General features: G+C 64.8%; 19 protein-coding genes. 7 read left to right on the forward strand and 12 right to left on the reverse strand.

The window, feature by feature from the left end; genetic code table 11:
- The first annotated feature begins 147 nt into the window (after positions 1–147).
- Positions 148–1,206 (forward strand): ATP-binding protein, encoded by a 1,059-nt coding sequence (locus HY019_RS16595; RefSeq protein WP_290694343.1) that lies wholly within the window; start codon positions 148–150, stop codon positions 1,204–1,206.
- Between the two features lie 17 nt (positions 1,207–1,223).
- Here HY019_RS16595 and HY019_RS16600 read toward each other — a convergent pair whose 3' ends face one another.
- The 3 genes from HY019_RS16600 to apbC all read right to left on the reverse strand — a co-directional run bounded on the left by HY019_RS16600 (position 1,224) and on the right by apbC (position 5,828).
- A complete protein-coding gene (locus tag HY019_RS16600; protein ID WP_290694346.1) occupies positions 1,224–1,901 on the reverse strand; it encodes a response regulator in 678 nt (225 codons plus the stop codon).
- A gap of 177 nt (positions 1,902–2,078) precedes the next feature.
- Entirely contained in the window at positions 2,079–4,700 is a 2,622-nt protein-coding gene (locus tag HY019_RS16605; protein ID WP_290694348.1) for a PAS domain S-box protein, read from the reverse strand.
- A gap of 12 nt (positions 4,701–4,712) precedes the next feature.
- A complete protein-coding gene (gene apbC, locus HY019_RS16610; protein WP_290694350.1) occupies positions 4,713–5,828 on the reverse strand; it encodes an iron-sulfur cluster carrier protein ApbC in 1,116 nt (371 codons plus the stop codon).
- Positions 5,829–5,986: 158 nt separating this feature from the next.
- Here apbC and metG point away from each other — a divergent pair, with 158 nt between their 5' ends.
- Positions 5,987–8,119 (forward strand): methionine--tRNA ligase, encoded by a 2,133-nt coding sequence (metG, locus tag HY019_RS16615; RefSeq protein WP_290694352.1) that lies wholly within the window; start codon positions 5,987–5,989, stop codon positions 8,117–8,119.
- Between the two features lie 39 nt (positions 8,120–8,158).
- On the opposite strand, the gene HY019_RS16620 is transcribed toward metG, so the two are convergent.
- Complete coding sequence (locus HY019_RS16620) at positions 8,159–9,730, reverse strand: CYTH and CHAD domain-containing protein (RefSeq protein ID WP_290694354.1); 1,572 nt, start codon at positions 9,728–9,730, stop codon at positions 8,159–8,161.
- Positions 9,731–9,818: 88 nt separating this feature from the next.
- Here HY019_RS16620 and HY019_RS16625 point away from each other — a divergent pair, with 88 nt between their 5' ends.
- Both HY019_RS16625 and HY019_RS16630 read left to right on the forward strand, forming a co-directional pair.
- Positions 9,819–10,019 (forward strand): DUF3460 family protein, encoded by a 201-nt coding sequence (locus tag HY019_RS16625; protein ID WP_290694356.1) that lies wholly within the window; start codon positions 9,819–9,821, stop codon positions 10,017–10,019.
- A 43-nt stretch (positions 10,020–10,062) separates the two neighbouring features.
- Positions 10,063–10,911 (forward strand): ScpA family protein, encoded by an 849-nt coding sequence (locus HY019_RS16630; protein ID WP_290694358.1) that lies wholly within the window; start codon positions 10,063–10,065, stop codon positions 10,909–10,911.
- A 25-nt stretch (positions 10,912–10,936) separates the two neighbouring features.
- Here the strand turns inward: HY019_RS16630 and HY019_RS16635 are convergent, their stop codons facing one another.
- On the reverse strand, positions 10,937–12,169 hold the full coding sequence (locus HY019_RS16635) for a PQQ-dependent sugar dehydrogenase (RefSeq protein ID WP_290694360.1): 1,233 nt from the start codon (positions 12,167–12,169) through the stop codon (positions 10,937–10,939).
- A 162-nt stretch (positions 12,170–12,331) separates the two neighbouring features.
- Here HY019_RS16635 and panB point away from each other — a divergent pair, with 162 nt between their 5' ends.
- Together panB and panC are read left to right on the forward strand one after the other, a co-directional pair.
- Positions 12,332–13,156, forward strand: a complete 825-nt coding sequence (gene panB / locus HY019_RS16640; RefSeq protein WP_290694362.1) for a 3-methyl-2-oxobutanoate hydroxymethyltransferase — start codon at positions 12,332–12,334, stop codon at positions 13,154–13,156.
- Between the two features lie 16 nt (positions 13,157–13,172).
- Entirely contained in the window at positions 13,173–14,048 is an 876-nt protein-coding gene (panC, locus tag HY019_RS16645; protein WP_290694364.1) for a pantoate--beta-alanine ligase, read from the forward strand.
- Between the two features lie 17 nt (positions 14,049–14,065).
- On the opposite strand, the gene HY019_RS16650 is transcribed toward panC, so the two are convergent.
- Positions 14,066–14,575 (reverse strand): hypothetical protein, encoded by a 510-nt coding sequence (locus HY019_RS16650; RefSeq protein WP_290694366.1) that lies wholly within the window; start codon positions 14,573–14,575, stop codon positions 14,066–14,068.
- Positions 14,576–14,803: 228 nt separating this feature from the next.
- Between HY019_RS16650 and HY019_RS16655 the strand changes: the two genes are divergently transcribed.
- A complete protein-coding gene (locus HY019_RS16655; RefSeq protein WP_290694368.1) occupies positions 14,804–15,607 on the forward strand; it encodes an alpha/beta hydrolase in 804 nt (267 codons plus the stop codon).
- On the opposite strand, the gene HY019_RS16660 is transcribed toward HY019_RS16655, so the two are convergent.
- The 6 genes from HY019_RS16660 to HY019_RS16685 all read right to left on the reverse strand — a co-directional run.
- Positions 15,593–16,201, reverse strand: a complete 609-nt coding sequence (locus HY019_RS16660) for a Crp/Fnr family transcriptional regulator (RefSeq protein ID WP_363302780.1) — start codon at positions 16,199–16,201, stop codon at positions 15,593–15,595. The genes HY019_RS16655 and HY019_RS16660 overlap by 15 nt on opposite strands.
- Positions 16,202–16,203: 2 nt before the next feature.
- Positions 16,204–16,926: a glutamine amidotransferase gene (locus tag HY019_RS16665; protein WP_290694372.1), complete on the reverse strand. Its 723-nt coding sequence runs from the start codon at positions 16,924–16,926 to the stop codon at positions 16,204–16,206.
- Positions 16,923–19,145, reverse strand: a complete 2,223-nt coding sequence (locus HY019_RS16670; RefSeq protein ID WP_290694374.1) for an ATP-dependent DNA helicase — start codon at positions 19,143–19,145, stop codon at positions 16,923–16,925. Before HY019_RS16670 ends, HY019_RS16665 begins: the two co-directional genes overlap by 4 nt.
- Before the next feature lie 91 nt (positions 19,146–19,236).
- Complete coding sequence (locus HY019_RS16675; protein WP_290694376.1) at positions 19,237–21,744, reverse strand: zinc-dependent metalloprotease; 2,508 nt, start codon at positions 21,742–21,744, stop codon at positions 19,237–19,239.
- 443 nt (positions 21,745–22,187) lie between these two features.
- A complete protein-coding gene (locus HY019_RS16680; protein WP_290694378.1) occupies positions 22,188–24,341 on the reverse strand; it encodes a TRAP transporter large permease subunit in 2,154 nt (717 codons plus the stop codon).
- Positions 24,342–24,463: 122 nt separating this feature from the next.
- The coding region (locus tag HY019_RS16685; protein ID WP_290694380.1) for a putative solute-binding protein at positions 24,464–24,887 on the reverse strand (424 nt) is incomplete at its 5' end.

Genomic DNA, 24,887 nt, shown 5'->3' on the forward strand with positions numbered 1-24,887 from the left:
GTTAATTCAAAACCAGCCCGATCCGATGAACCCAATTGGCAAAACTGGGTTTCCGGCTGGTATTGGGAGACCGATGCCCTTCACCATTTGAAGGTCTTCAAACCCGGTGTCGGTTTGCCCCGCAGCATTTCGGTGGATTGGGCTCGCTTGTCCGAATATATCGGGTTAAATCCCCTGTGGTTGTCCAACTGGTCCACAGAGCCGGCCTGCCACGAGGCCGATCTGGGGCGCCTGGCCTATTGCCTGGCGCAAAAGGTGGCCTGTGGCGATGCCCTGGACCTGCCATGGCCCGAGGGGCTGCAGGGCGTGAGCGTCGAGGCACCAGGCTGGCGTTGTGCCGTGCAGGCCGAGCCCCGGTGGGACGAGCAGGGGCAGTTCCTGGGTTTCAGGGGCGTGATGCAGATGGTGCCGCCTGTCGCTGACCGCGCAAGCGGGGCTGCCACGGCGCTGTCCCGGGCCGAGGCTGAGGACGCCGCGCAGAACGCGCAGATGCGCGAGGCCGAGCAGGAGGTGCTGCGTTACGCCTTGTCGCACGACCTGCGTGCGCCCTTGCGCGTGGTGGAGGGCTTCACCCGCATCGTCAAGGAAGACTATGGCTCAGCCATGGACCGATTGGGCAACGACCACCTGGAGCGGGTACTGACCGCAGCGGCGCGCATGAACGGCATGATCGACGCGATCCTGGCGCAGGCCCAACTGGCCGCCGAGCCCTTGCAGCGCGTGAGCATTGACCTCTCGGCCATGGCGTGCGAGATCGGCGCGGAGCAATCGGCGATGGTCAATGAGGGGTGCGCGTCGGCTGAAGTGGTTGTGGCGCAGGGCATGCATGAGGATGCCGACCCGTTGCTGGTGCGGCGCGTGCTGGAGAACCTGATCAGCAATGCCTTGAAATACAGCGCCAAGGTGGCGCAGCCTCGGGTGGAAGTGGGTGTCATGCCGGCGACCAACCCAGCGGTGTTTTTTGTGCGCGACAACGGCGCCGGTTTTGACATGCAGCACGCCGACAAGCTGTTCGGCATGTTCCAGCGCCTGCACAGTGCCAAGGAGTTCCCCGGCACGGGCGTGGGGCTGGCGGGCGTTCAGAACATCGTGCGCCGGCATGGCGGGCGCATCTGGGCCGAGGCTCGCCCGGGTGAGGGCGCCTGTTTCTACTTCACGCTGATGGGCACGGTCGAGGCGCAGCAGCGCGCTCAACGTTCGGAGTGAGCGCTCGGCGTGAATGCTCAGAGTGAACCCAGGCCGGCCAGCACTTCCTGTGCATTGAGCAGGCGCTCGCACTGGGCCTCCAGCGTGCGGCCTTCCTGCTGGGCCTGTTGAGCCAGCTTGGCCATGGCCTGCTGGCGGTCCAGCGAGTTGCGGTGCATGACGATGCCCACGGCAATGGCCACGTTCTGGGTCAAGGGGTCAACAGCCGCCGTGCTGGATGCTGCCGCCTGTGAGGCGGGTACCGGAGCCGATTGTGGCGTCGCAACTGGTGCGGCCGCAGGGGATGGGGCTGCAGCAGGTTCTGCCGGTGCGTGGGTCTTGGCCCGGTTGGCAAATGCGGCTTCCACGGCCGGCACGATCTGCTGGATGTCCAGCGGCTTGACCAGGTAGGTCAGGGCGCCCAGTTCCTTGACTTGCTTGATGGTGGCTTCATCTGCAAAAGCGGACAGGAACATGAAGGGGATCTGGCAGTACTCGCGCAGGTACACGGCCACGTCGAAGCCGGATTTGCCTTCCATTCGGATGTCCAGCAGCGCCAACTCGGGCTTGTGCTGACGGGCCAGCAAGATCGCGTCGTCCCCGTTGTCTGCGTCAATGACTTCGTAGCCGGCTTGCGCCAGACCGTGGGTCAGCGTGGCCAACACCAGTCGGTCGTCATCCACTACCAGAATCTTGCCTTTTTGAGTCACACCCATGTCCTTTTCGGCTACCAGCCCAGGCCGTGTACGACCGGAAATGGCCAGCACCTCTTACCTATCGCTCCGTCTTCATGCATGTCGTCGATCGGTCAAAGATGTGCAATGAACACCATTTACCGAGGCCGGCCAGTCTAATGCACCTGTATGACGCAGGTGTATCCAGGCGCAGGAGGGCTATTGTGGCCAAAGAGTGATCTGCTGACCAGTGGGCTCACCCAATACGTGGGGGGGCGGTATCAAGTTGATGCCTGGTGGCGTCAGGTCGACCTGGGTCAGCACCTGGGCGCCGTCTTGCTTCATGGCGAGTTTGGCGCTGCGGCGCGGCAACAGGGCGCGCACCAGGCCCAGGCCGGACACGCCGCCTGGCACACGGTCCACATTGAAGTCTGGTGGCAGCTGCCCCGGGCTCCTGATCTTGATGGACACGCCTTGCTCGCTCGATTGCAGCGTGCAGCCCAGCGCCGTGGTGCCGGGACCATGCTTGTGGGCGTTGGTCAACAACTCATTGAGACACAAGGCGATGGGGATGGACTCGGCCTCCGGCAGCTGCCAGTCACCCGCGTTGCTGCCTTCCATGGCCAGCTCGATCGGGCGCCCGAAAGTGCGTTGTACCGATGAGGCAATGGCTTCAACCACGGCCTTGAGCCGCAGCGGGCCGCCCGCACCCACCTGCAGGCCATAGACCTGGGCAATGGCCTGAACCTGCCCGACCACTTCCGAGATGGCGGGGGCCACCTCGGGCTTGCGCATGGCGATCTGCTGCAGCAGGCCCGCCACGCCCTGCAGGTTGTTCTTGATGCGGTGGTGCACTTCCTTGACCAGCATCTCGCGCTGGGCGATGGCCGCGTCCAGGCGGGCCTGTTCGGCCGCGCGTTGCTCGGTGATGTCGGAGGCCACCACCAGCAACTGGTCGGCGGACTCGCCATCGCGTGCCAGCGGCAGGTAGTTCACATCCCAGATCTGGTTGCCACCCTTGTGCGGGCGGCTGTACTCGCGGTGCACGGCCTGGCCGCTGTCCAGGGCGTGCTGCATGTCGGCGCGCAACAGGCGGGCGCGATCGGCGTCGTACAGGGCCTCGGGCGGCTTGCCCAGGGCCTTGGTCGGCTCGATGTTCATGTAGCTGGATGCGGCCTGGTTGGCTTGCACCAGGGTCAGCTGCTTGGCGTCGATCAGGTGGATGGCCATGGGCGCCATCTCGATGATGCGTTGCAATGTGGCCTGGGCTTCGGCGGACTGGGCCTCGGCTTCGCGGCGCCGATCGATGTCCAGCAGGGCGTAGGTGATGTGGCGGCGGTTGCCTTCACCCAGTGTGACCACGGCATTGCCCACGACCCAGAAGACACGGCCATCTCGGCCCACCACCTGGCACTCGAAGGTGTGCGATTGCCCGTCCAGCAGGTCGTCGAGGTAGTCGGTCAGGCGGAAGGGGTGGTCCAGATCGGGCGTGGCCACGGTGCTCAGGGGCTGGCCCACGAAGTCGGCCAGGTCACCCGCAAACATGCGGCGCGCCGAGCGGTTCATCCAGGCGATGCCGTGCTCGTCCAGCGTCACGATGCCCACGAACACCGAGTCGAGGATGGCGCGGGTGCGGTCGGCCTGCAGGGTCAGGCGTTGTTCGGCGCGGTGGCGGTCGTCCACATTGACGAAGGAGGCGATGAAACCTTCTTCAGGGCGTTGCGGGTTGACCAGGCGCAGCGCGACCTCGGCCCACAGCACGCGCCCCTTTTTGGTTCGCAGCGCCCGTTCGCCTTGCCAGTGGCCCAGGCTGCGCAGCATGCCGGTGATGTCGGGGTCGGCGTTGTTGTCGACGTCCAGTGCGTACAGGCTCAGCAGGGGGCGCCCAGCCAGGTTGGCCGCTTCGTCACCGATCAGGTGAGACAGGGCCGGGTTGGCGCTCTGGATCAGGCCATCCTTGACGAAGGCAATGCCCACGCCGGACAGCGTGAACATCAGGTCGCGGTCGCGGCCGAGTGCGTCCAGCTGCTGCTGTTGAGAGCGGATGCGGCTGATGTCCGACAGCACCGCGATCACTTCCAGCGGGTTGTTGGACAGGCCGATGCGGCGCACGGACAGGGTGTACCAGCGCGTGGTGTTGCCGGGGATGACGATCTCGAGTTCGCTCTCGAACTGCTCGGACTTGAGCAACTCGGTGGCGGTTTCGGTGACCACGCGGTCGATGCGCGGGTCGGCGCTGAGCAGCACATCCAGGCTCTGGCCCGCCATGGAGCCGGGTGTGAGGCCCAGCATGCGCTCGAAGCGGCGGTTGCAGCGCATCAGCACGTTGTCGCGCAGGTAGGCGATGCCCGCCGGGGTGCTTTCCAGGATGGTGCTGAGTTCGTGCAGCAACTGGGCCTGGCCGGGCACGGGGGCGGCATCGGCATCCGAGGTGATGGCGCTCACCGGGGCGGTTGTGGGCGTTGCGCCGGTGACGACCGTGTCCTTGATCGCGCAAAGAAAGCGCCGCGGCGCTTCATGGCTGGACTGGGCCAGCGTCCAGATCTGGCTGCGCAGGCTGACCGGCGTGCTGCCTTGACGTGTCTGCAACACCTGGCTTTGCAGCGGCCCGTCTTCAGGGCCCAGTGCCAGCAGGGTCAGGGGGGAGTCCCAGCCACACAGCCTTTGCAGGGCCTGGGGGGTGTCGGCCAATGCGCTGCCCGGTGGGATGGCGTAGCCCAGTTGTGCGCTCAGTGCCGAGTTCGCGCGCAACACGCGTCCGTGCTCGTTGAATTCGATCAGGGCCAGCGGCACCAGATCAAACCAGGCGTCCTCTACGTGCAAGGGCGTGGGTGTTGCCATGTGGATCGAAAATCAGGCCTTGGGTTGTACGACGCTCACACCAGGCATTTTGGCGGAGTAATCCTTGGGCAGCTTGGACAGGCCGGCGGCCAGCTTGCGGGCCATGTCCTTGTAGAGCTGCGCCACCTTGCTGTCGGGCTCGGCCACCAGCGTGGGCTGGCCGCTGTCAGCCTGCTGGCGGATCTTGAGGTCCAGCGGCATCGAACCCAGCAGCGGCACATTGAAATCGGCTGCCATCCGCTTGCCACCATCCTGGCCGAAGATGTGCTCTTCGTGGCCACAGTTGGGGCAGCAGAACACGGCCATGTTCTCGACGATGCCCAGTACCGGCACGCTGACTTTCTCGAACATCTGCAGGCCCTTGCGGGCGTCCAGCAAGGCGATGTCCTGCGGCGTGGTCACGATGATGGCGGCCGTCAACGGCGAACGCTGGCTGATGCTCAGGTGGATGTCTCCGGTGCCAGGGGGCATGTCCACCATCAGGTAGTCCAGGGGCTCACCAGGTTCGCCCCAGTTGGACAGGCGCAGCAACTGGTCAAAAGCCTGGCTGGCCATGGGGCCGCGCCAGATGGTGGCCGCCTGGTTGTCGACCAGCAGGCCCATGGACATCATCTGCAGCCCGAAGTTGACCGGCGGGGTGATGGTCTTGCCATCCGGGCTGGGCGGCTTGCCGCTGATGCCCATCATCAAGGGCTGGCTGGGGCCGTAGATGTCGGCATCCAGCATGCCCACGCGGGCGCCCTCGGCGGCCAGGGCCAGCGCCAGGTTGATGGCCGTGGTGCTCTTGCCCACGCCGCCCTTGCCGGAGGCCACGGCGACCACGTTCTTGACGCCGGGCAGCAGGGCCTGGCCGCGCGAAGCCGCATGGGTCTGGATCTGGGTGGACCAGTTCACCTGCACGTCCGTGATGCCAGCTACCTGCAGCAAGGCTTGTTTGACCAGCTCGGTGTAGGCGGGCCATTGCGAATGCGCGGGGTAGCCCAGCGCGATGTCCAGCACAGCGCGGCCACCGTCCACCTTCAGCGATTTCAGGTGGCGTGTGGACACCCAGTCCTGGCCGGTCAGCGGATCGCACACGGCGGTCAGGGCGGTTTGGGCGGCGGTCTCGATGGGGGACAGGGCGGTCATAAGAGCAGGGCGGGGCGCAGAGAAAGCGGTAAAACGGCGAAACCGGGCAGTCTAGTGCAACGGTCTGTGTCAGTGTGGCACGGCATGCAGCCTAAAATCGGCGATTCCCCCTGAAACGTTGGCAGGCTTCCTGTGGCCCGCCGCTCTAGAACTGCACCATGCCACGCCAGCTTTTTGTCACCACCGCGCTGCCCTATGCCAATGGCCATTTCCACATCGGCCACATCATGGAGTACATCCAGGCTGATATCTGGGTGCGGTTCCAGCGCATGCAAGGCAACCAGGTGCATTTCGTGGGGGCCGATGACGCCCATGGCGCGCCCATCATGATCGCCGCCGAAAAGGCCGGCAAGACACCGCAGCAGTTCGTGGCCGACATCGCCGCCGGCCGCAAGCCCTACCTGGACGGCTTCCACATCAGTTTCGATCATTGGTCTTCTACCGACAGCCCTGAGAACCATGCCCTGGCGCAGGACATCTACCGTGCCTTGCGCGATCAGGGGTTGATCGAAGTGCGTGCCATCGAGCAGTTCTTCGACCCCGAGAAAAGCATGTTCCTGCCGGACCGCTTCATCAAGGGTGAATGCCCCAAGTGTGGTGCCAAGGACCAATACGGCGATTCGTGCGAGGTGTGTGGCGCCGTGTACTCGCCCACCGAGTTGAAGAACCCCTACTCGGCCTTGTCGGGCGCCACGCCGGTGCTCAAGACCAGCGACCACTACTTCTTCAAGCTGTCCGACCCGCGCTGCTTCAACTTCCTGGAGAACTGGACACAGGACGGCAAGCTGCAGTCCGAGGTGGTCAACAAGATCAAGGAGTGGTTCACCAAGGATGAAGAAGGCAAGGGCGGCCTGGGTGACTGGGACATCAGCCGCGACGCGCCTTACTTCGGCATCGAGATCCCCGATGCGCCGGGCAAGTATTTCTACGTGTGGCTGGACGCCCCCGTGGGCTACCTGGCCTCGCTCAAGAGCTACTTCGAGGCCGGCGGCCCCAAGGCTCGTTATGGCGAAACCCGCAGCTTCGAGCAGTTCATTGCCGACCCGCAAGTCGAGCAGATCCACTTCATCGGCAAGGACATCACCTACTTCCACACCCTGTTCTGGCCCGCGATGCTGCAGTTCAGCGGCCGCAAGCTGCCCAACCAGATCAATGTGCACGGCTTCATGACCGTCAACAATGGCGAGAAGATGAGCAAGAGCCGCGGCACCGGCCTGGACCCGCTCAAGTACCTGGGCCTGGGCATGAACGCGGAGTGGCTGCGCTACTACATCGCCGCCAAGCTCAATGCCCGCGTGGAAGACGTCGACTTCAACAAGGACGACTTCATGGCCCGGGTCAACAGCGACCTGGTGGGCAAGTACATCAACATCGCCAGCCGTGCCGCGGGTTTCCTGAGCAAGCGCTTTGGCGGTCAATTGACGGCCGCCCTTGGCGACGATGGCCAGACGCTGCTCAAGGCCTTGCAGGCGGGCCAAGCGGGCATCACCGAACTGTATGAACAGCGCGAGCTGGGCAAGGTGCTGCGCGAGATCATGCTGCTGGCCGACCGGGTCAATGAGTATGTGGATGCCAACAAGCCCTGGGAGCTGGCCAAGCAGGAGGGGCAGGACGCCCGCCTGCAGGAGGTTTGCACGGTGTGCATCGAGGCCTTCCGCTTGCTGAGCCTGTATCTCAAACCGGTGCTGCCCGCGCTGGCGGCCAATGTCGAGGCCTTCCTCAAGGTCGAACCGATGACGTTTGCCGACAGCAGCAAGCTGCTGGGCGCGCACGTGATTGGCGAGTACAAGCACCTGATGCAGCGTGTGGACGTGAAGATGCTGGAGGCGCTGTTCGAGGCGCCGCCCGCTCCCGTGGTGGAAGCGCCCAAGCCCGGTGAAAAAGGTGGTGCCCCCATGCCCCCCGAGGGGGACCTCGCCTTGGGGCGGCCCGGCGGCGAGGACATTGCCCCCACCATCACCATCGATGACTTCGTCAAGGTGGACCTGCGCATTGCCAAGATCGTGAACGCCGAGCACGTGGAAGGCAGCACCAAGCTGCTGCGTCTGACGCTGGACGTGGGTGAGGGCCGCACGCGCAATGTGTTCAGCGGCATCAAGGAGGCCTACAAGCCCGAAGATCTCATCGGCAAGCACACCGTGATGGTGGCCAACCTGGCACCCCGCAAGATGAAGTTCGGTGTCAGCGAAGGCATGGTGCTGGCGGCCTCGCACGCCGATGAGAAAGGCACGCCGGGCATCTATGTGCTGGAGCCGGTGGCTGGTGCGCAGCCCGGCATGCGCATCCGCTGAGGATGACGGAGGCGCCCGCGCAAGCTGGCGCCAGGCCGATCACCAGGGTGAACTGCGTTTGAGCCAGCGTTGCCAGGCGCGTTGCGCCTTCTTGCGCAAGCCCTTGCGTCGCCCTTGCAGCCAGTCACGGGCAAACAGCGCCTGAGGCGCTTGCTGTGCTTGCTGGCTGTACCAGGCTTGCGCGACGACCTCATCCTGCACGTGCCCCAGTGCGTCCAGCGCGTTCTTCAAAGCGCGCTCATGGCGCCTGAAAGCCTTGTCTGACCACAGTGGCGCGTAGATGGCCGCAGCCAGTCGCAGGCGCTTGCCACGCTTGCGCAGCTGGTGCAGTTCGGCATCGGGCGTTTTGCTGAAGCCGTGGGCGTGCCGGGCACAGCGGCCCGTCCAATTTGTCAGGCGTGCGTTCAGCCAGGGCAGCAGTTCCGCGTGTGGCGCATCGGCGGGGCGCTCGGGCGCCAGCAAGGCCGCCAGCATGTCCAGGCACAGGTCGGTGGCCAGGCCGGACCGGGCCAGGGCCACGATATCGGCCGGCAGGTTCGGTGGGGGGGGCGGGCAGGGCAAGGGCAGGGCGGGCCCGCCGGCCGCGCGCAGTTTTTCAGGCAGCCACGCCAGGGCCTCCTGGTCGCGCCAGTAGCCCAGTTGCCGGCTCAAGCCTCTGGCCTTGTCCATGCTGCTGGCAGGCAGGGCCCAAGGGGTGCTGCCCCACAAGCGGCCCAGTGCCCTCAAGCGGCGCAGGCTCAGGCGCAGCTCATAGGCTGCCTCGCAGGTAGAGGCCGGGGCGTTGCCCAGTTCGCTGAGGTTGCCGGTGATGTGCTCCAGGCAGGTTTCGACCCCGGCGCGCCACGCCTGGTCCATGGTCGAGTCCGCCTTGACCTTGGCCGGGCGTGCAGGTGTGATGTGCGCCTGAGGTTTGACCTCGCCCGAATGCGCGTCGCTCGGCGCCTGCTGCGCCGCGGCCTCACGGGCCAGGCGGTCACCCCGGTGGGCCTTGGTCTGCGTGTCCAGCCACAGGCCGTGGCGGGCTACCCAGTCGCGTCCGGCCAGGATCACGGCCATGGGGTGGCCCGATACCGACTCGATTTCCAGCTCGCGCACAGGTACGCTCAACGGGCCTGAATGGATCTGCCCCAGGTCCAGCGCCAGTTCCACCACACCTTCAAACAAGGTGCCGGCCCCGATGGTGACAAGCGCCCGCGTGCGGGTGATGTCGGTGCCATACAGTTCAACCAGGCCGGTGTGGCGGCCCTGCGGGTCTTGCGCCATGGACCAGTTCAGCACGCGCTCCAGCGCTTCCTGCGCCGGGGTGCCGGCATGGCGCCCCAGATCGGCGCGGATGGGCTGGCCGTGGGCGGGCGCTTGCGCGGGCTGGTTGTCTTCCAGCCGCATCATGGTGTTGCTGCCACCGGCCTTGAGCGTCTGGACCCAGTCCGGCCCTTCCTGGCGCACGCGCAAGGCCATGCGGGCGGCGGCCAGGTGGCGCTCGGGCGTGTCGAAATACGAGGCCCGCAGGCGCAGATCCGTGTTCTGGCCGGCGTTGAGTCGGGTGAATTCGGCCCGAATGGCCTCCAGCGCACCTTCCGGAATCTGGAATTTCAGTTCAATTTCCTGCATGCCCGACATTGTCGTGTGCCCGGGCGGTGGGATCGGGCCGCGCAGGCCGATAAAATGGCGGGTTCTCGCACATTGATTGGTCAAAGCCATGCCGCTTTTCTGGAAACCCTACAAGTCCGACGTCACGCAGTTCATCGACAGCCTCAAGGCACGTGATCCGCAGCTCGAAGAGCGTCAGCGTCAGGGCCGTTTCCTGCTGTGGGACAAGCCCGTGGACCGCGAAGCCCAGAAGGGCTACCGCGAAGCCCGCGTCGAGCAAAAGCCTTACGTCTACTCGACCAAGGCCTGATGGCTTCGATGGCCTGGTCTGACAGGTGACACAACAGCACGTCATGGCCGCCGATGAGGGTGGCCTGTCGCCGGCCGGGCTCGATGAGCAAGGCCTGCCCCAGGTCATCGACCAGGTGGCGCTGGCGCGTCTGTATGGCGAACCCCTGTTTGCCATGCCGACGGACCTCTACATCCCGCCGGATGCGCTCGAAGTCTTCCTGGAGACCTTTGAAGGCCCGCTGGACCTGCTGCTCTACCTGATCCGCAAGCAGAACTTCAACATCCTGGACATCCCGCTGGCGGATGTCACACGGCAGTACCTGGCCTATGTGGACCAGATCCGCAAGACCAACCTCGAACTGGCGTCCGACTACCTCTTGATGGCGGCCATGCTCATCGAGATCAAGTCGCGCATGCTGCTGCCGCCCAAGAAGTCGGCCGAGGGCGAAGAGGTCGAAGACCCGCGCGCCGAACTGGTCCGCCGCCTCATCGAGTACGAGCAGATGAAACTGGCCGCGGCCAAGCTGGATCAGCTGCCTTTGATGGGCCGTGACTTCCTGCGCGTCGAGATCCACAACGACCCATCCGTGCATGTGCGCCACCCCGATGTCGCCCTGTCTGACTTGCGCGAGGCCTGGATGGACATCCTGCAGCGCGCCCGCCTGAACAAGCACCACATCATCAGCCGCGAGGAGCTGTCGGTGCGCGAGTTCATGAGTCAGGTGCTTCGCACCTTGCAAGGCCGCCGCTTCGTCGAGTTCGAGGAACTGTTCGACACCAGCCGTGGCCCGCAGGTCATGGTGGTGACCTTCATCGCCATGCTGGAGCTGGCCCGCGAGCGCCTGCTGGAAGTGACCCAGGCCGAGGCTTTTGCACCCATCTACGTGCGCCTGGCTTACCAGCCCGCCTGAGCGCTGACGTCCGCGCCAGGTTGGCTCAGCGTTCGATCCTGTAGATGCGGGCATTGTCCCCGTCGGTCATCACGTACAGCCAGCCATCGGGGCCCAGCACCACATCGCGTATCCGACCAATGACGTTGCTGAGCAGCGCTTCTCTGGCCAGGACGTGTTCGTTGTCCACACTCAGGCGCCAGAGTGTCTGCCCGGCCAGTGAGCCCACGAACAAATTGCCTTCCCAACCGGGGTAACGCGCGCCCGTGTTGAAGGCCATGCCGCTGGGCGCGGTGGAGGTGGGCACCCAATAGCTCAGGGGCTCTTCGAAGCTTGGCGCGTGAACACCGCCGCCTACCCGGCAAGCCTCCCCGGGCGTCGCCCCGTAGGGACAGCCATAACTGCGCAGTGGCCAGCCGTAGTTGCGGCCCGCACGCACCAGGTTGATTTCGTCCCCGCCTTGGGGGCCATGCTCGGATGCCCACAGCTCACCGGTCACTGGGTGGATGGCCGCGCCCTGGACGTTGCGGTGGCCCAGGCTCCAGATACCCGGCAGGGCCAGGCCGCCGCCGAACACGGGGTTGTCGCCCGGGATGCCACCATCGCGGTTGATGCGCACGATCTTGCCCAGGTGCTTGGCCAGGTTCTGGGCGTTGTCGACACCCGGGTTGGCCGGGTCGTCCTGCATGCGTTCACCCAGGGTGATGAACAAGGTCTTGTCGCGGGCGAAAGCCAGGCGGGAGCCGAAATGGTTGCCGCCTGCCACTTTGGGCCTTTGCTGGAAGATCACCTGAATGTTGCCCATGATCAGTTCGGTGAGCCTCCCTCGCGCCACCGCGGTGCCGGCCAGGCCTGCTTCGGCATTCACCCCGGGCTCTGCATAGCTCCAGTAAATCCATGGCGTGCTCGGGTAGTCCGGGTCGAGTTGCACATCCAGCAAACCACCTTGACCCGCATTGGCCACAGGAGGCAGCCCGGTGATGGCGCCCGACACCTGGCCATTCATGCTCACCAGCCGCATCGTCCCGGCCTTTTCCGTCACCAGCAAACGGCCGTCGGGCATGAAGACCATGCCCCAGGGGGACGACAGCCCTTGCGCGATCAGCACGGTTTTGATGGATGTGCCGCTGGGGGTGCCCCCGGGGTTGCCTGCGGTGCCGTCACCCGAGCCGCCACAGGCACTCAGGATCAGGCACCACAGTGCAAGCCATATTCTGGCCAGCCAGGACGGATGCGGGCCCGCACAGACATCGGAGCATCTCGAAAAACGGTTTGCCATGGCGTGTCTCCCAGGCGGACGAAGAGCAAGGTCTAGCGGATTTTTCAAGCCGTGGTGCAGGCGTCATGGTCTGTCGGGCCGGATGCCTGCACAAAGGGATTTCCCGGCCTAGAATCGCGCCACTTCCTACACTGGCGCTCACACGCCGAGGACGCAAACTACATGAACACCGCTGTAGAGCCAAGCCGCAAGCCGATCACCCTGCACCGCCTGCGGGAAATGCACGCCAAGGGCGAGAAAATCACCATGCTGACCGCCTACGACGCGACCTTCGCACGCGTGGTGGACGAAGCCGGCGTGGACTGCATCCTGGTGGGTGACTCCCTGGGCATGATCGTGCAGGGGCATGCCAGCACCGTGCCGGTGTCCATCGATGAGATGGTTTATCACACGCGCTGCGTGGCCCGCGGTAACCGTCATGCCTGGGTGGTGGGTGACCTGCCGTTTGGCAGCTACCAGGAAAACCGCGAGCAGGCCTTGCGCGCCAGCGTCGCTTTGATGCAGGCCGGTGCCCACATGGTCAAGCTCGAAGGTGGCGGCTGGACGGCCGAGACCGTGCACTTCCTGACCGAGCGCGGCGTGCCCGTCTGCGCTCACCTGGGCCTGACCCCGCAGAGCGTGCACGCACTGGGCGGCTACCGCATCCAAGGGCGCGACGAGGCTGGCGCACAGACCTTGCGCAAGCATGCCAAGGCACTGGCCGATGCCGGCGCCGCCATGATGGTGCTGGAGCTGATGCCATCCAACGTGGCCCGCGATGTGCAAGCCGACAACCCCGGCGTGATGACCATCGGCATTGGCGCAGGGCAGGGCACGGCCGGCCAGGTGCTGGTGCTGCACGACATGCTCAACATCACGCGGGGCAAGCTGCCGCGTTTTGTGCGCAACTTTGCCGCTGAAGGGGGCTCGGTCGATGAGGCCATCCGCCGCTATGTTGCCGCGGTGAAGGATGGCAGCTTTCCGGATGAGTCCGTGCACGCTTACTGATTCAAAAAACGACGATATGAAGATCATCCACACCGTGGCCGAGCTGCGTGCCGAACTGGCTTCCCGTCCCGCTGCGCCCGCTTTCGCGCCCACCATGGGCAACCTGCACGATGGCCACCTGGCCCTGATCAGGCAAGCCCGCGAGATCGTGGCCGGCAGTGGCAGCCCCGTGGTGGCCAGCATCTTCGTCAACCGCCTGCAATTCGGGCCCAACGAAGACTTCGACACCTACCCGCGCACACTGGAGCGTGATGCCCAGTTGCTGGCCGACGCGGGCTGCGACGTCTTGTTTGCACCCTCCGAAGCCGAGCTCTACCCGCAGCCGCAAGGCTACAAGGTGGTGCCGCCCACCGAGCTGGCCGACATCCTCGAAGGCGCCTTCCGCCCGGGCTTCTTCACCGGTGTCTGCACCGTCGTGCACAAGCTGTTCAACCTGGTTCAGCCTCGCGTGGCCGTGTTCGGCAAGAAGGACTACCAGCAGCTCATGGTCATCCGCAACATGGTGATCCAGATGGGGCTGCCCATCGACATCCGTGGTGGTGAGACCCTGCGTGCGGATGACGGCCTGGCCTTGTCGTCTCGCAACGGTTACCTCAGTGCGGACGAGCGTGCCGAGGCCGTGCAACTCATCACCGTGCTGCGTTCGGTCAAAGACAAGGTGGCGGCGGCCCGTTCTGCCTCGTCCCTGAACCTGGCGAGCGTTGCCGCCATGGAAGCCCAGGCCAAGGCGGCACTCGATGCCCGCGGCTGGAAGACCGACTACATCATGGTGCGCCGCCAGCGTGACCTGCTGCCCGCCACCGATGCCGAACTGGCGCAAGGCGAGCCGCTGGTTGGCGTGGCCGCTTCGCGCCTGGGCAAGACCCGCCTGATCGACAACCTGGAGTTCTGAGCTGAATCGGGCCCGACTCAGGCTGCGGCCTTGCGCCGGCGACGGATCATGCCAGCGACCATCACGCCGCCAGCCAAGGCCTGCAGCCATGCAGACGGTTCAGGGACAGCGCTGACCTTCAGGCTGGCGTTGGAGCCGTGAATGAGTTCAGGATGGACGCCCAGTGACGAAAAACCGTCCTGTTCGAAGTAGTAATACATTGTCCAGTTGTCGACATTGACAGCGATCGCGCGCATGGGCCAGCCAGAAAGGCTGTGGACCTGCGAGTCCATGTAGAAATCCACGCCCTGGCATGCCGTGCTGTTGTACCAGCACCCGGCTTGGGCTCCGGACACGTGTGTGTCCTGGGTCACGAAGTCGGGGAGTTGGAGGTCGAAGGTTATGGACTGGCCCGGGATGGTCATCCCCATTGTCGGGTCATAGTTGGGTTCGTAGGTTTCGCTGAAGCTGTAGTTGACGCTTGCGTGGCCTTGAGCCATGTGCATGGCGCACAGTGCCACCAGTCCCTTGATGATGATGTTTTTCATGGTCGCTCTGAATTTGTAAATGCTGAAACTTTGATGGTATGTCCGATGACGTGCGGTTCTGGTGCTGCCCCCTTGAATTGGTGGCAATGATTGGTGGCTGTGGCACGAGCTGCCGGCCTGAGATCCGGTGAAAACCTAACATGGGTTAATGCGCGGTCATGCGATCTCGGCAAGACTGGCCGCCATGACGCGCGCACCCAGTCCCCAAGTCCAATGACGCCTCCCACCATGTCCTCTCGCCATCTGGCGCTACCGAGCGGACGGGTCCACTACCGCGAGGGCGGCAGCGGACCACCTTTGCTGTTGCTGCATGCGAATCCGGGCGACAGCCTGGACTTCGAGGCCGTCTGGTCCCCATTGGCTTTGTCCCATCGCGTGATCGCCCTGGATTGGCCGGGCTATGGCCAATCCAGTTTGCCCGATCACCCTGAAGCACGTGGCGCACACTTCTTTGACGATGTGCTGCGTGAGTTCATCACCGCACTGGCCTTGCCGCAGGTCACGCTGATCGGCAATTCGTTGGGGGGCCATGCCGCGGCCAGGTTGGCCTTGGCCGCACCAGAGAAGGTGCGTGCATTGGTGCTGGTCTCACCTGGCGGCTTCACGGACCATAACCTGGTCACTCGGGCATTCTGTCGGCTTCAAGGCAGCCGCCTGGCGCTGCCGCCACGCTTGTGGGCACGGCTTTACTTGCGTTGCCGCACGGCGACCACGGCCGAGATGCTGACGCGTGCCGCCACCTTGCAGTCAAGCCGGCCACGCCTGATGCTCAACAGGGCGGTCTGGCGCAGTTTTGCCAAGCCAAGCCACGATCTGCGCGCACTGGCCGGGGGCATCCAGGCCCCGACGCTGCTGATGTTCGGCAAGCAGGACCCGGCCATCCCCGCGCACAAGGATGGCGTGCAGGCTGCCCGGTGCATGCCGTCCGCCAGCGTCGTCACCATGCCTTGCGGGCATGCGCCCTTTGCTGAAATGCCCGACCAGTTTCTGGCGCACGTGCTGCCGTTTCTGCGGGCCTCAGGCCTTGGCTGACCTCAAGCGGCTCAAATGCACGGGTGTCACGCCAATGTAGGAGGCGATGTCGCGCTGCGAGAAGACCGCCTCCAGCGTGGGCCACCTCGCCAGCGCACATTGATAGCGCTGCGCGGCATCCAGGGCCAGCAGCTCATACTCGCGCTCGACCTTGGCCATGTACAAGGACTCGGCCATCTTGCGGGCAAAGCGTGACCAGGCGGGCGAGGACTCCGTCAGCTGCGCATAGATGGCCCAAGGCGTGTGGATCAGGATGCTGGGCGCTTCGGCCACGATCCAGACCCTGGAGGCTGCGCCGCTGATGAGGTCAGACAGCGAGCCAGCAAAGCCGCCTGCCATGTTGAAGCCTTTGGTGCGCTCGGTGCCGTCCTCCAGCACATAGTATTCACGCAGGCCACCCTGCAGCACGAAGCCACTGGTCTGGGCGTGTTCGCCTGCTCGCAAAAGCACCGTGCCTTTGGGCACCTGCGTTTGCCGGGCGTGCACCATCAAGGCCTGGAGATCGGCATCGGCCAAGGGTGACACCTGTTGCAGCGCCGCCTTCATGGTGCTCAACGCTTGCGCGTCCAGCGCCCCGATCGGGTCGGCGGCCATGCTCACGCGGGCAGCGCACCCATCAACCAGTTCAGCCAGACCTGCTGGGCCGCGCAGACCAGTTGATCACCGATGCGCTGGTTGTCGGCACGCAGTTGGGCCAGGTCGATGCCCGCGGCGCTCAGCTCGGCGGTGTGGCCGATCAGCCAGCGCTCCAGGTCACGCGGTTGGGCCTCCAGGTGGCACTGCAGGCCCAGCACAGCCGGGCCTATGCTGAAGACCTGGTTGGTGACGAGGTCGGTGGAGGCCAGCAACTCGGAGCCCGGCGGCAGATCGAATGTGTCGCCGTGCCAGTGCAGCACTTCGTGGCCACAGGCGGCCAGAGCCGCAAGGGGCGAGTGCTGGCCCGCCGCGGTCAAGCGCAAAGGCTTGTAGCCAATCTCCTTGGCCGGGCCGGGGTAGACCCGTTGGCCGCTGGCTGCCGCAATCATCTGCGCACCCAGGCAGATGCCGATCAAGGGCTTGCCGCTGCCCAGCCGCTCCCTGATGCGCGCCAGTTCATCGTGGATGAAGGGGTAGCGGTCGGCTTCGTACACGCCGATGGGCCCGCCCAAAACCACCACCAGATCGGCGTCGCGCCATTCAGCCTGGGCTTGGGCACTGTGCAGGTCGTCCACACCGGCCTGGCGATACTGGATGGTGAAGCCCATCGTGCGCAGCACCGGCTCGATGGAGCCAAGGTCTTCAAAGCTGAGGTGTTGCAGGGCAAGGCAGGTGCGGCTCATAGCGTCTCCAGGAAAGCAACGACTTCATTTTCCACGCGGGTGCGTTTCATCGGGGGCAGGCTCTGCCAGATCCGGCGGCCATAGTGCTTGTCGATCAGGCGCGTGTCGCAGATCATCAGCACGCCCCGGTCGGTTTCGCTGCGGATCAGTCTGCCCGCCCCTTGTTTCAAGGCGATGATGGCCTGGGGCACCTGGTGTTCCATGAAGGGGTTGCCGCCTTGCTGCGACAAGAGCTCCAGGCGCTTGGCCATCACGGGGTCGTCGGGTGGGGCAAAGGGCAGCTTGTCAATCACGACCAGCGTGAGCGCGTCGCCCTTGACGTCGATGCCTTCCCAGAAGCTGTGGCTGCCCACCAGCACGGCATTGCCTGCGCGGCGGAAGTCTTCCAGCAGCGTGGGGCGGGGCGCATCACCTTGTTGCAGCACCGGGAAGGGATCGCCCGCTTCAGCAAACAGCTTCTTGAGGCGCTCGGCGGCTTTGGCCACGGCGCGCAAGCTGGTGCACAGCACGAAGGCGCGGCCGCGGTTGGCACGGATCAGGGGCAGGGCGGCGTCCACCACCGCATCGGTGTGGCCGGGGTCTGAGGGGGCCGGCATCTGCTGCGGCACATACAGCATGGCTTGCGCGCCATAGTCATACGGGCTGGACCAGGACTGGCAAAACGCGTCTTCCAGGCCCAGGGCATGGGTGAAGTGGCTGAAGTCCTGCCGCACGGCCAAGGTGGCCGAGGTGAAGATCCATGCACGGCGAGGTGGCTTGGCTGCGGCAACTTGCTCGTCGCCATCGGCCTTGTGGCTTGGCGTCGATGCGGGCCTGGTGCTGGTGGCCGGTACATCGTGCGCGCCAGCCATCAAGGCCTGCAGATCCTCTTCTTCGTCTTCTGCTTCGCCCTCGGTCTGGCCTGCGGCCGCTGCGGGGTCGACGGCGCCCGGCTTGTCCTCGTCCAGCCAGGGCAGGGTCTCGAGTTCCGCGTTGCGAGCGAGCGCGCCTTCGATGTCGTCCTCATCTGGCTCTTCGTCCAACGCGGTCTCAAGCGCGCCCAGGCCCAGGCGTTGGCGCTTGAAAACATCGGCCACCGAAATCGGGGTGCGGTGCAGTTGCACACCGTGCGTGCCCACGTCCACCCAGCACAACTCGGGCTCGTTGGCGCGCTCGGGGGCCCCCCAGGCGCACAGGCGCTGCATCAGGGCATCGCTGCGGCGGTGCAACTGGGCCAGATCCGGGCTGCGGTCAGCCTGGCCGTCCAGCACCTCACGCACGTGCATCAAGGCTTCCTTCAACTGGCCGATGGCCGCATGCAGGGGGTGGTCGGCACCCAGTTGCGCGTGCGACAGGCGCTGCATCTGCGCCCCAAAGCACAGGCGCAGATCACGTGTGCAGCGGTCCAGCGGGGCGAGCACGTCGTTCCAGTTGGCGGCGTCACGCGCCTGAGCCTGGCCGGTGGCCAGGGTGTCGCGCAACAAGTCCAGCAACTGCGCGGTCGAGATCGAGTCGCCAAAGAACAGCGTGGCGGTGTCAGGCAACTGGTGCGCTTCGTCGAACACGATGGTCTGCGCATTGGGCAGCAGCTCGGGCACGCCTTCTTCGCGCAGCATCAGGTCGGCAAAGAACAGGTGGTGGTTGACCACGACCACATCAGCGTCCTGCGCTTCACGGCGAGCCTTGATGACGAAGCAGTCGTTGTAGTGCTTGCACTCGCTGCCCAGGCAGTTCTCACGCGTGGAGGTGACGCGCGACCAGATCGAGGCGTGCTCGGGCACCTGGTTGCACTCGGCCTTGTCGCCCGTGGGGGTGAGGTGGATGTAGCGGTTGATCAGGCTGAGGTCGCGCACCTCCTGCTTGCTGCCCAGCAGCGTTGCGTCCTGGTTGGTGCGCTCCAGGTGATGCCAGCACAGGTAGTTGCTGCGGCCTTTGAGCAGGGCCACCTTGATGGGCACGGCCAGTGCGTCGCGCACGGCGGGCAGGTCGCGGTGAAAGAGTTGATCCTGCAGGGCTTTGGTGCCGGTCGACACGATGACCTTGCCGCCTTCGAGCAGCGCGGGCACCAGGTAGGCCGCGGTCTTGCCCACGCCCGTGCCCGCCTCCAGCACCACCGTGCTGGCCTGGCGAATGGCTTCCTGGATGGCCTGGGCCATCTCGATTTGTTCGGTCCGCACGCGGTAGCCTTCAAAGGCTCGCGCCAGCGGGCCTGATGCGGAAAACAGCGTGGGCAGGTCCATGTCTCGACTCAAGCTTGCGTCCCGCTATTGTCGTTGCGGGACGCCGGGCTTTTGGCCCCTCCGATGGGGTGGGGCGTGGATTTGTTGAGCGTCAGGGCGCGTTGCGCACCACGCTGGCTTGCAGGGCCGCCGTCAAGGTGTCAATGCAATCCTGACGGTGCGCGTAGGCCGTGCTGTTCGGGTCGCCGCCATGTTGCTTCTTCAGTTGGGCGAGCAGCTTCACGGCTTGCTGCCGCATGATGGCGCGGACATCAGCCCGTGCGCTGGCGCCACGCACCACGGCGGTGGCCAGGCGGTTGACGTGTTCGCGCTGCAGGTTGCGACGCGCGCTTTCGGTGCCCGCAGGCGTGGCCTCGTCCGACCAGATGGTGTCAAACAACGTGCGGTGCAGTTCGCGCACCGTCAGGGGCTGCTTGTCCTTGTCGCGCGTCTTGTCGATGTTGTCGAGCAGGCGCTCGGCCAGCGCCTCGCTCATCAGGTAACCCAGCACATCACGTTGCAGCACGAGTTGCTGCTCGGCCAGCGAGAAGTCGGTGGGCACAGGCGTGTGGCCGTCGCCGCCTTCCTGGCGGTCCATGTAGTCCGGCCCCAATCGACGCAGCAAGGCGGGAGGCAGCTTGATGGCCTGCGGCGAGAGGTAGGCGCTCATCAGCAGGTCCAGCGCCGCGCGTTGTTGGGATGCGGGCAGCGGGTCGAGCAGATCGCGGCCGCTGCCGGGTGCGTCACGACGCGTCACCACGCCCCCCACCTGCTTGAGCAGGATCTGGCTGGTGCGGGCCATGTCACGCAGGCCGTAGCTCACACTGCGGCGCAGCAGCGTGGGGTCGTCTTGCGGTGTCAACTGGCGCCTGGCCTGGCGCTCGAACAGGTCCTGCACAATGGCCAGGCGGCCGCGCGCAAACACCACCGGGTCGCGACCCAGGTCGAACACCAGCGACTGCGGATCAAGCCCGATCGCGCTGTCCTCGTCGGTGCCAAAAGCCAAGGCTTCGGCCTGAGCCGGGTCTGCGCTGCGTTGGGCAATGGCCTGCAGCTCTTTTTGTGCACTGGCCTTGTCGTCCGGCAGAGGCTTGTAGCCGTACTCAATGGCCCAGAAGTCATACGGGCCCAGCGTGGTCTGGAAGGGCGCGCCAGCACGTTGCCCAGGCAAGGGCAGGTTGATGGGTGCATAGTCCATCACGGAGGCACTGTTGCCCTTGGCCTTGGTCAACACCGGGTCGGTGAGCTCTTCGGCTGTGTGCCAGCGTGATCCACGGAAGTTGTGGCGCAGGCCCAGCGTGTGGCCCACCTCGTGCATCGTGGTGTCCTTGATGTAGGCCAGCACGAAGTCCTTTACCTGCGGGCTGTCGGGGTCGAGCACGCCTTGCGCTTCCAGCACATCCAGGGCCAGGCCCAGTTGCTCGGATGCGTGTTCGGCATGCTGACAGGCATCAAGCGCCTGCTCCGTTGTCGGCGTATTGATGACGAACTGGCTGCGCACCGTGCGGATGGCCCGTGATGACAGGCTCTCCAGGGCAATGTCTGCATCCAGGATCTCTCCGGTGCGGGGGTCCACATGGGAGGGGCCGATGGCGCCGAATGCCGGCACGCTGTTGGTCATCCAGCGGATGGAGGTGTGGCCGATCTCCAGCGTGTCAAAGGGCTTGTCCTTCGGTGGCGTGCGGACCTCGATGGCATTCTTGAAGCCGATGGCCTCGAAAGCCTTGTTCCATTCGAGGATGCCCTCGGTGATGGTGGGCCGGTAGGCGTCAGGGATGCTCGGGTCCAGCCAGAAGACGATGGGCTGAACCGGTTCGGACAGCGGTGCTGCCGGGTCCTTCTTTTCCAGGCGCCATCGGTTGATGAAGCGTTGGCGCGGTGTGCGGGCCAGATCGTCCGTGAAATCGGCCACGGTGCTGGTGAAGTAGCCGACACGAGAATCGGCTGCACGCGTGCGCATGGGCTTGTCGGGCAGGGCCGACAGGCTGTAGTGCACGGTGATGAACATGCTGCGCGGGTCCGGCACGGACAAGGGCACCGTTGACATGGGCACCCCTGGCGCCCCACCGCCGGCGGCGATGCCGGCCGTCGCGAAGTGCTGAGACACCTCGAACACCAGGCTGTTGCCTTGTGTGCGGGCCTCCTGCAAGGTCGAGTTGCGCCCATCCAGGCCATAGCTCTGGCGGTAGGTGCGTTGAAGGTGCTGCGCCACACCGAGCAGGTCGCCCAGCAGCAGCGTGTTGGCTTCGATCAGCACGGCGCCAGACTTGCCATGCGGCGCGCTGGCCAGCGGCACGCTGCCAAGCAAGCTGGGCGAGAAAGCCGCCTGGACGGCCTTGGCCTGAGGCGTGCCCACCTGGGCCGTGTAGGCCGCATTGATGGCCAGCAGATGAACCTGTTGCTGCACCTTGCGGAACTCCACCCATTGCGGGCGCCCGACCTGGGCCCAACGGCTTTGCATCAGACCACCGAACACACCCGCCTCGCCGATGCCCGAGGCGAGCTTGGGCGACAGGAAGTAGGGCTTGCCAAAGGCTTCGGGCCGCAACTCGATCCAGACCTTGTCCTGACGCTTCCAGATGGGCAGCATGCCGTCCTGGCGCTCCGCGCCTTTGATCACGGTGTCGAACGGGGGCTGCTGGGCTGGCGTGGACGAAGGTGTAGACGATGGGGGCGTTGCCGACCCGTTAGGTGCCGTTGAGGGGGTGCCGGCCGGGCCCGCAACGCCGCTGGCTGCCACCGCCGGTGCATTCAAGTGCGGGAGGCCCTGTGCTGCTGATCCAGCGATACCTGACGGCGCGGTGGCTGGCTTACCGCCGCCCAGGCTGCCGCATGCACTCAGGGCGAGGGACAGGACGATGGCGCTGGCGAGTGGCTTGAGTCGCCAGGTCCGATGTGTGCGCCCGTGATGCACGGGTGAATCCAGCAGGTTCAGGTGAGCAGGTCGAATCATGGAATGGGAACATACCACCGACCCAAGCTGGCCTGACAAAGGCGCATCCAAGAAAAAACCCGGCTGATGCGTGGCATTCAACCGGGTTTGTGCAGGGTGATGTCAGGGCATCACTGGCCAGCAGGCGGGAACCATTCCTTGATGAAGGCCAGTTGCGGGTAGTCGTGGATGGCCAGCGGGCCAAACGAGACGATCACCAGGCCGATGGTCATCACGACCAGCGGCAGGATCCAGCGCTCGTAGCGACGGTAGAAGCCCAGGTGCTTCACCTCGGCATCGGCCACGGTCACCTCTTCTTCGCCAATCACCTGACGGGTCAGCAGCTGGTTGATGGCCACGGGGGGCAGCAGGTAACCCAGCTCGAAGGCCACCAGCACCATCATCCAGAAGTGCAGCGGATCGATGTTGTTGGCGTAGGCGATCGGTGCGAGCGTGCCCGACACCAGCACCACGGCACCGAACGGATCCATGATCATGCCCAGCAGCACCTTGGTGACGACCAGGAAGGCCATCGCCGTCCAGTGGCTCTCGAACACCTTGGGGAAGAAGCCCATGACTTCGGAGCGCTCGATCACGCCACCCATGGCCAGCGACAGCGTCATCAGGCTCAGCAGGGCACCAATGTGACCGATGGTCTCGTTGGTGGCATAGCGGATCGATTTCTCGACGCCTTCCTGACGGTGGCTGGCGTAGTCAGGGGTCAGCTCGGCCTTGCCCTTGTTCGTGAACTTGTCGTAGACCAGGATGATCAGCAGGATGACCGGCATGATGGTCGGCGCGGTGATCTCGTTGAGCTTGGTGTCCAGGGCGTATTCATACAACCAGACCACCACCGCCACCACCAGGAAGTAGGGCAGCAGGGGAATGATCTGACGGATCATCGCAGGCAGGGCCTTCATCGGCGATTCGATGTTGGCGCGCTGGGTGCGCAGCATCTGCGAGGTCAGGAAGAACAGCGTCGAGGTCAGCAGGAACACATAGAAGCCCCAGTGGTACAGGCCACTGGTGGTCACTTGCTTGTTCAGCGCGGCAATCATCACCACCAGCAGGCAGGGACGCAGCACCACACCCAGCGAGCCGGACATGGCGGTGGCCGCCAGCGCGAACTGACGCGAGCCACCCGAAGCGCGCACCTCGTGGTAGATGATGCCGCCAGCGGCGATCACGAACACACCGGATGCGCCTGTGTAGGCGGTGGCCACGGCGGCGGCCAGCAAGATGATGTAGGTCAGCAGCTGAGGCGACAGGTTCCAGGGGCGCAGCGTGTCCATGAACAGGTCAACGATGCGGCTTTGCTTGAGCAGCATGCCCGACCAGATGAACAGGCCGAGGTTCATGAAGATGCTGGGCAGCTCCATCAACTGGTTGATGTAGATGGCCAGGCCAGCGTGGTGGCCCTTGATCAGGAAGTAGACGCCAGCAATGGTGGCCATCTGCGCATACAGCGGGATGGACAGGAAGGCACCGGACCAGTCGCCTTCACCGAACTGGGACTTGACCGGCATGATCACGCGCTTGAGGTTGATCAGCAGCAGGATGGTGAACAGGGCCATCCAGATGTAGTGGATCAGCGGGTGCTCGATGGGCACACCAGAGCCTTGCAGGATCTGGTAGTAACGCACGGCCGAGAACAGCAGCAGGGACGAGGAGATGACCTGCGACACCGATTGCAGCAGGTAATCCTTGGTGTAGTGACCTGGGCGGATGCCGATGTGGTGGAAGCCCAGCGTGGTGGTCACGGCGGCGATGGCCACCATCAGCAGCAGGATCAGCGGGCGGTTGTCGGTGCCGACCTGGAACAGACCAAAGAAGCTGGTCTCCAGGGTGCGGTAAGCCCTGACTTGTGGCGTCTGGTGCTGCACGACCTTGCCGTAGAGCTCGTGCTTGGCCTTGCAGATGGCCAGCGCCTGCTCGATCGACTTGCGCAGCACAGCGGGGTCTGCAGCTTTTTGATCACCGAACAAATCGTCGATGTCATCGCCGCCGGTCTTGCCCGTGGGCGCAGCAGACTGCTTGGCCAGTTCGGCGTCGACATTGATATTGGCATCGCACTCGGGCTTGACGGGTTCAGCGCGCAGCATGAAGTACTGCACTTGAGCCTGGGTGTCACCGAACATGGATTCGCCCAGCTTGAGCAACTGGCCGTGAACCATCTCACCGGTACCGATGATCAGGGTCAACAACAACAGGGCAAAGACGGGAAGGCTGGAGAACCATTCGAGGATGGTCCGACCCAGGATCTTTCGGGATTCAGGGGTGTTCATGGGGCAATCACGCGACTAGGCTGACCATCACGGCCAGCAGTCAAAGGGGAGGGAGGGGCCAGCAGGCCCCTCGGCGGTATCAGCAGTACGACGCGGCGGGGTTCAGCCCGCCACTGCTGGCGTCACTTCCAGTCTTCTTCCGACTTCGTGGTGCACTCGGGGTCAGCCGGGTTCACGTTGCAGCGGATTTTCTTGATGACCTTCAGACCGCGCTTGTCGTACAGCCCCTTTTGCGCGATGTCGATGCGCGATTCACGCAGCATCAAGGTGTATTTGTAGGAGTTCTCGGAGCTCAGTTCCATCCAGGTGGCAGGCGGGATGCTGGCGTCGGCCTGCTTGATCAGCTGCATGGAGCGATCGAACTGGCTGGACCAGTATTCGCGTGACTTCTCGCCGAAACCGTCTGGGAACTTGGTCTTGTTGAGCACGACCTGGTAGGTCAGGATCATGATCGGGAAGCGCGTGATGGCGCCGTTCTTGCCGATGCCCTTGTAGAGCTCCAGCGGCTTGTAGGCCAGCGTCGGCGCAGCGATCATGTCGACCGCG

It is taken from the genome of Aquabacterium sp. (assembly GCF_016195855.1).
Taxonomy (GTDB): Bacteria; Pseudomonadota; Gammaproteobacteria; order Burkholderiales; family Burkholderiaceae_C; genus Aquabacterium.

Excerpts from the sequence above, each read along its gene's own strand:
- panC (WP_290694364.1), top strand. The coding sequence starts at position 13,173 with ATGAAGATCATCCACACCGTGGCCGAGCTGCGTGCCGAACTGGCTTCC.
- HY019_RS16625 (WP_290694356.1), top strand. The coding sequence starts at position 9,819 with ATGCCGCTTTTCTGGAAACCCTACAAGTCCGACGTCACGCAGTTCATC.
- HY019_RS16650 (WP_290694366.1), bottom strand. The coding sequence starts at position 14,575 with ATGAAAAACATCATCATCAAGGGACTGGTGGCACTGTGCGCCATGCAC.
- metG (WP_290694352.1), top strand. The coding sequence starts at position 5,987 with ATGCCACGCCAGCTTTTTGTCACCACCGCGCTGCCCTATGCCAATGGC.
- HY019_RS16630 (WP_290694358.1), top strand. The coding sequence starts at position 10,063 with ATGGCCGCCGATGAGGGTGGCCTGTCGCCGGCCGGGCTCGATGAGCAA.
- HY019_RS16605 (WP_290694348.1), bottom strand. The coding sequence starts at position 4,700 with ATGGCAACACCCACGCCCTTGCACGTAGAGGACGCCTGGTTTGATCTG.
- HY019_RS16660 (WP_363302780.1), bottom strand. The coding sequence starts at position 16,201 with ATGGCCGCCGACCCGATCGGGGCGCTGGACGCGCAAGCGTTGAGCACC.
- HY019_RS16670 (WP_290694374.1), bottom strand. The coding sequence starts at position 19,145 with ATGGACCTGCCCACGCTGTTTTCCGCATCAGGCCCGCTGGCGCGAGCC.
- HY019_RS16635 (WP_290694360.1), bottom strand. The coding sequence starts at position 12,169 with ATGGCAAACCGTTTTTCGAGATGCTCCGATGTCTGTGCGGGCCCGCAT.
- apbC (WP_290694350.1), bottom strand. The coding sequence starts at position 5,828 with ATGACCGCCCTGTCCCCCATCGAGACCGCCGCCCAAACCGCCCTGACC.
- HY019_RS16600 (WP_290694346.1), bottom strand. The coding sequence starts at position 1,901 with ATGGGTGTGACTCAAAAAGGCAAGATTCTGGTAGTGGATGACGACCGA.
- HY019_RS16620 (WP_290694354.1), bottom strand. The coding sequence starts at position 9,730 with ATGCAGGAAATTGAACTGAAATTCCAGATTCCGGAAGGTGCGCTGGAG.
- panB (WP_290694362.1), top strand. The coding sequence starts at position 12,332 with ATGAACACCGCTGTAGAGCCAAGCCGCAAGCCGATCACCCTGCACCGC.
- HY019_RS16665 (WP_290694372.1), bottom strand. The coding sequence starts at position 16,926 with ATGAGCCGCACCTGCCTTGCCCTGCAACACCTCAGCTTTGAAGACCTT.
- HY019_RS16680 (WP_290694378.1), bottom strand. The coding sequence starts at position 24,341 with ATGAACACCCCTGAATCCCGAAAGATCCTGGGTCGGACCATCCTCGAA.
- HY019_RS16655 (WP_290694368.1), top strand. The coding sequence starts at position 14,804 with ATGTCCTCTCGCCATCTGGCGCTACCGAGCGGACGGGTCCACTACCGC.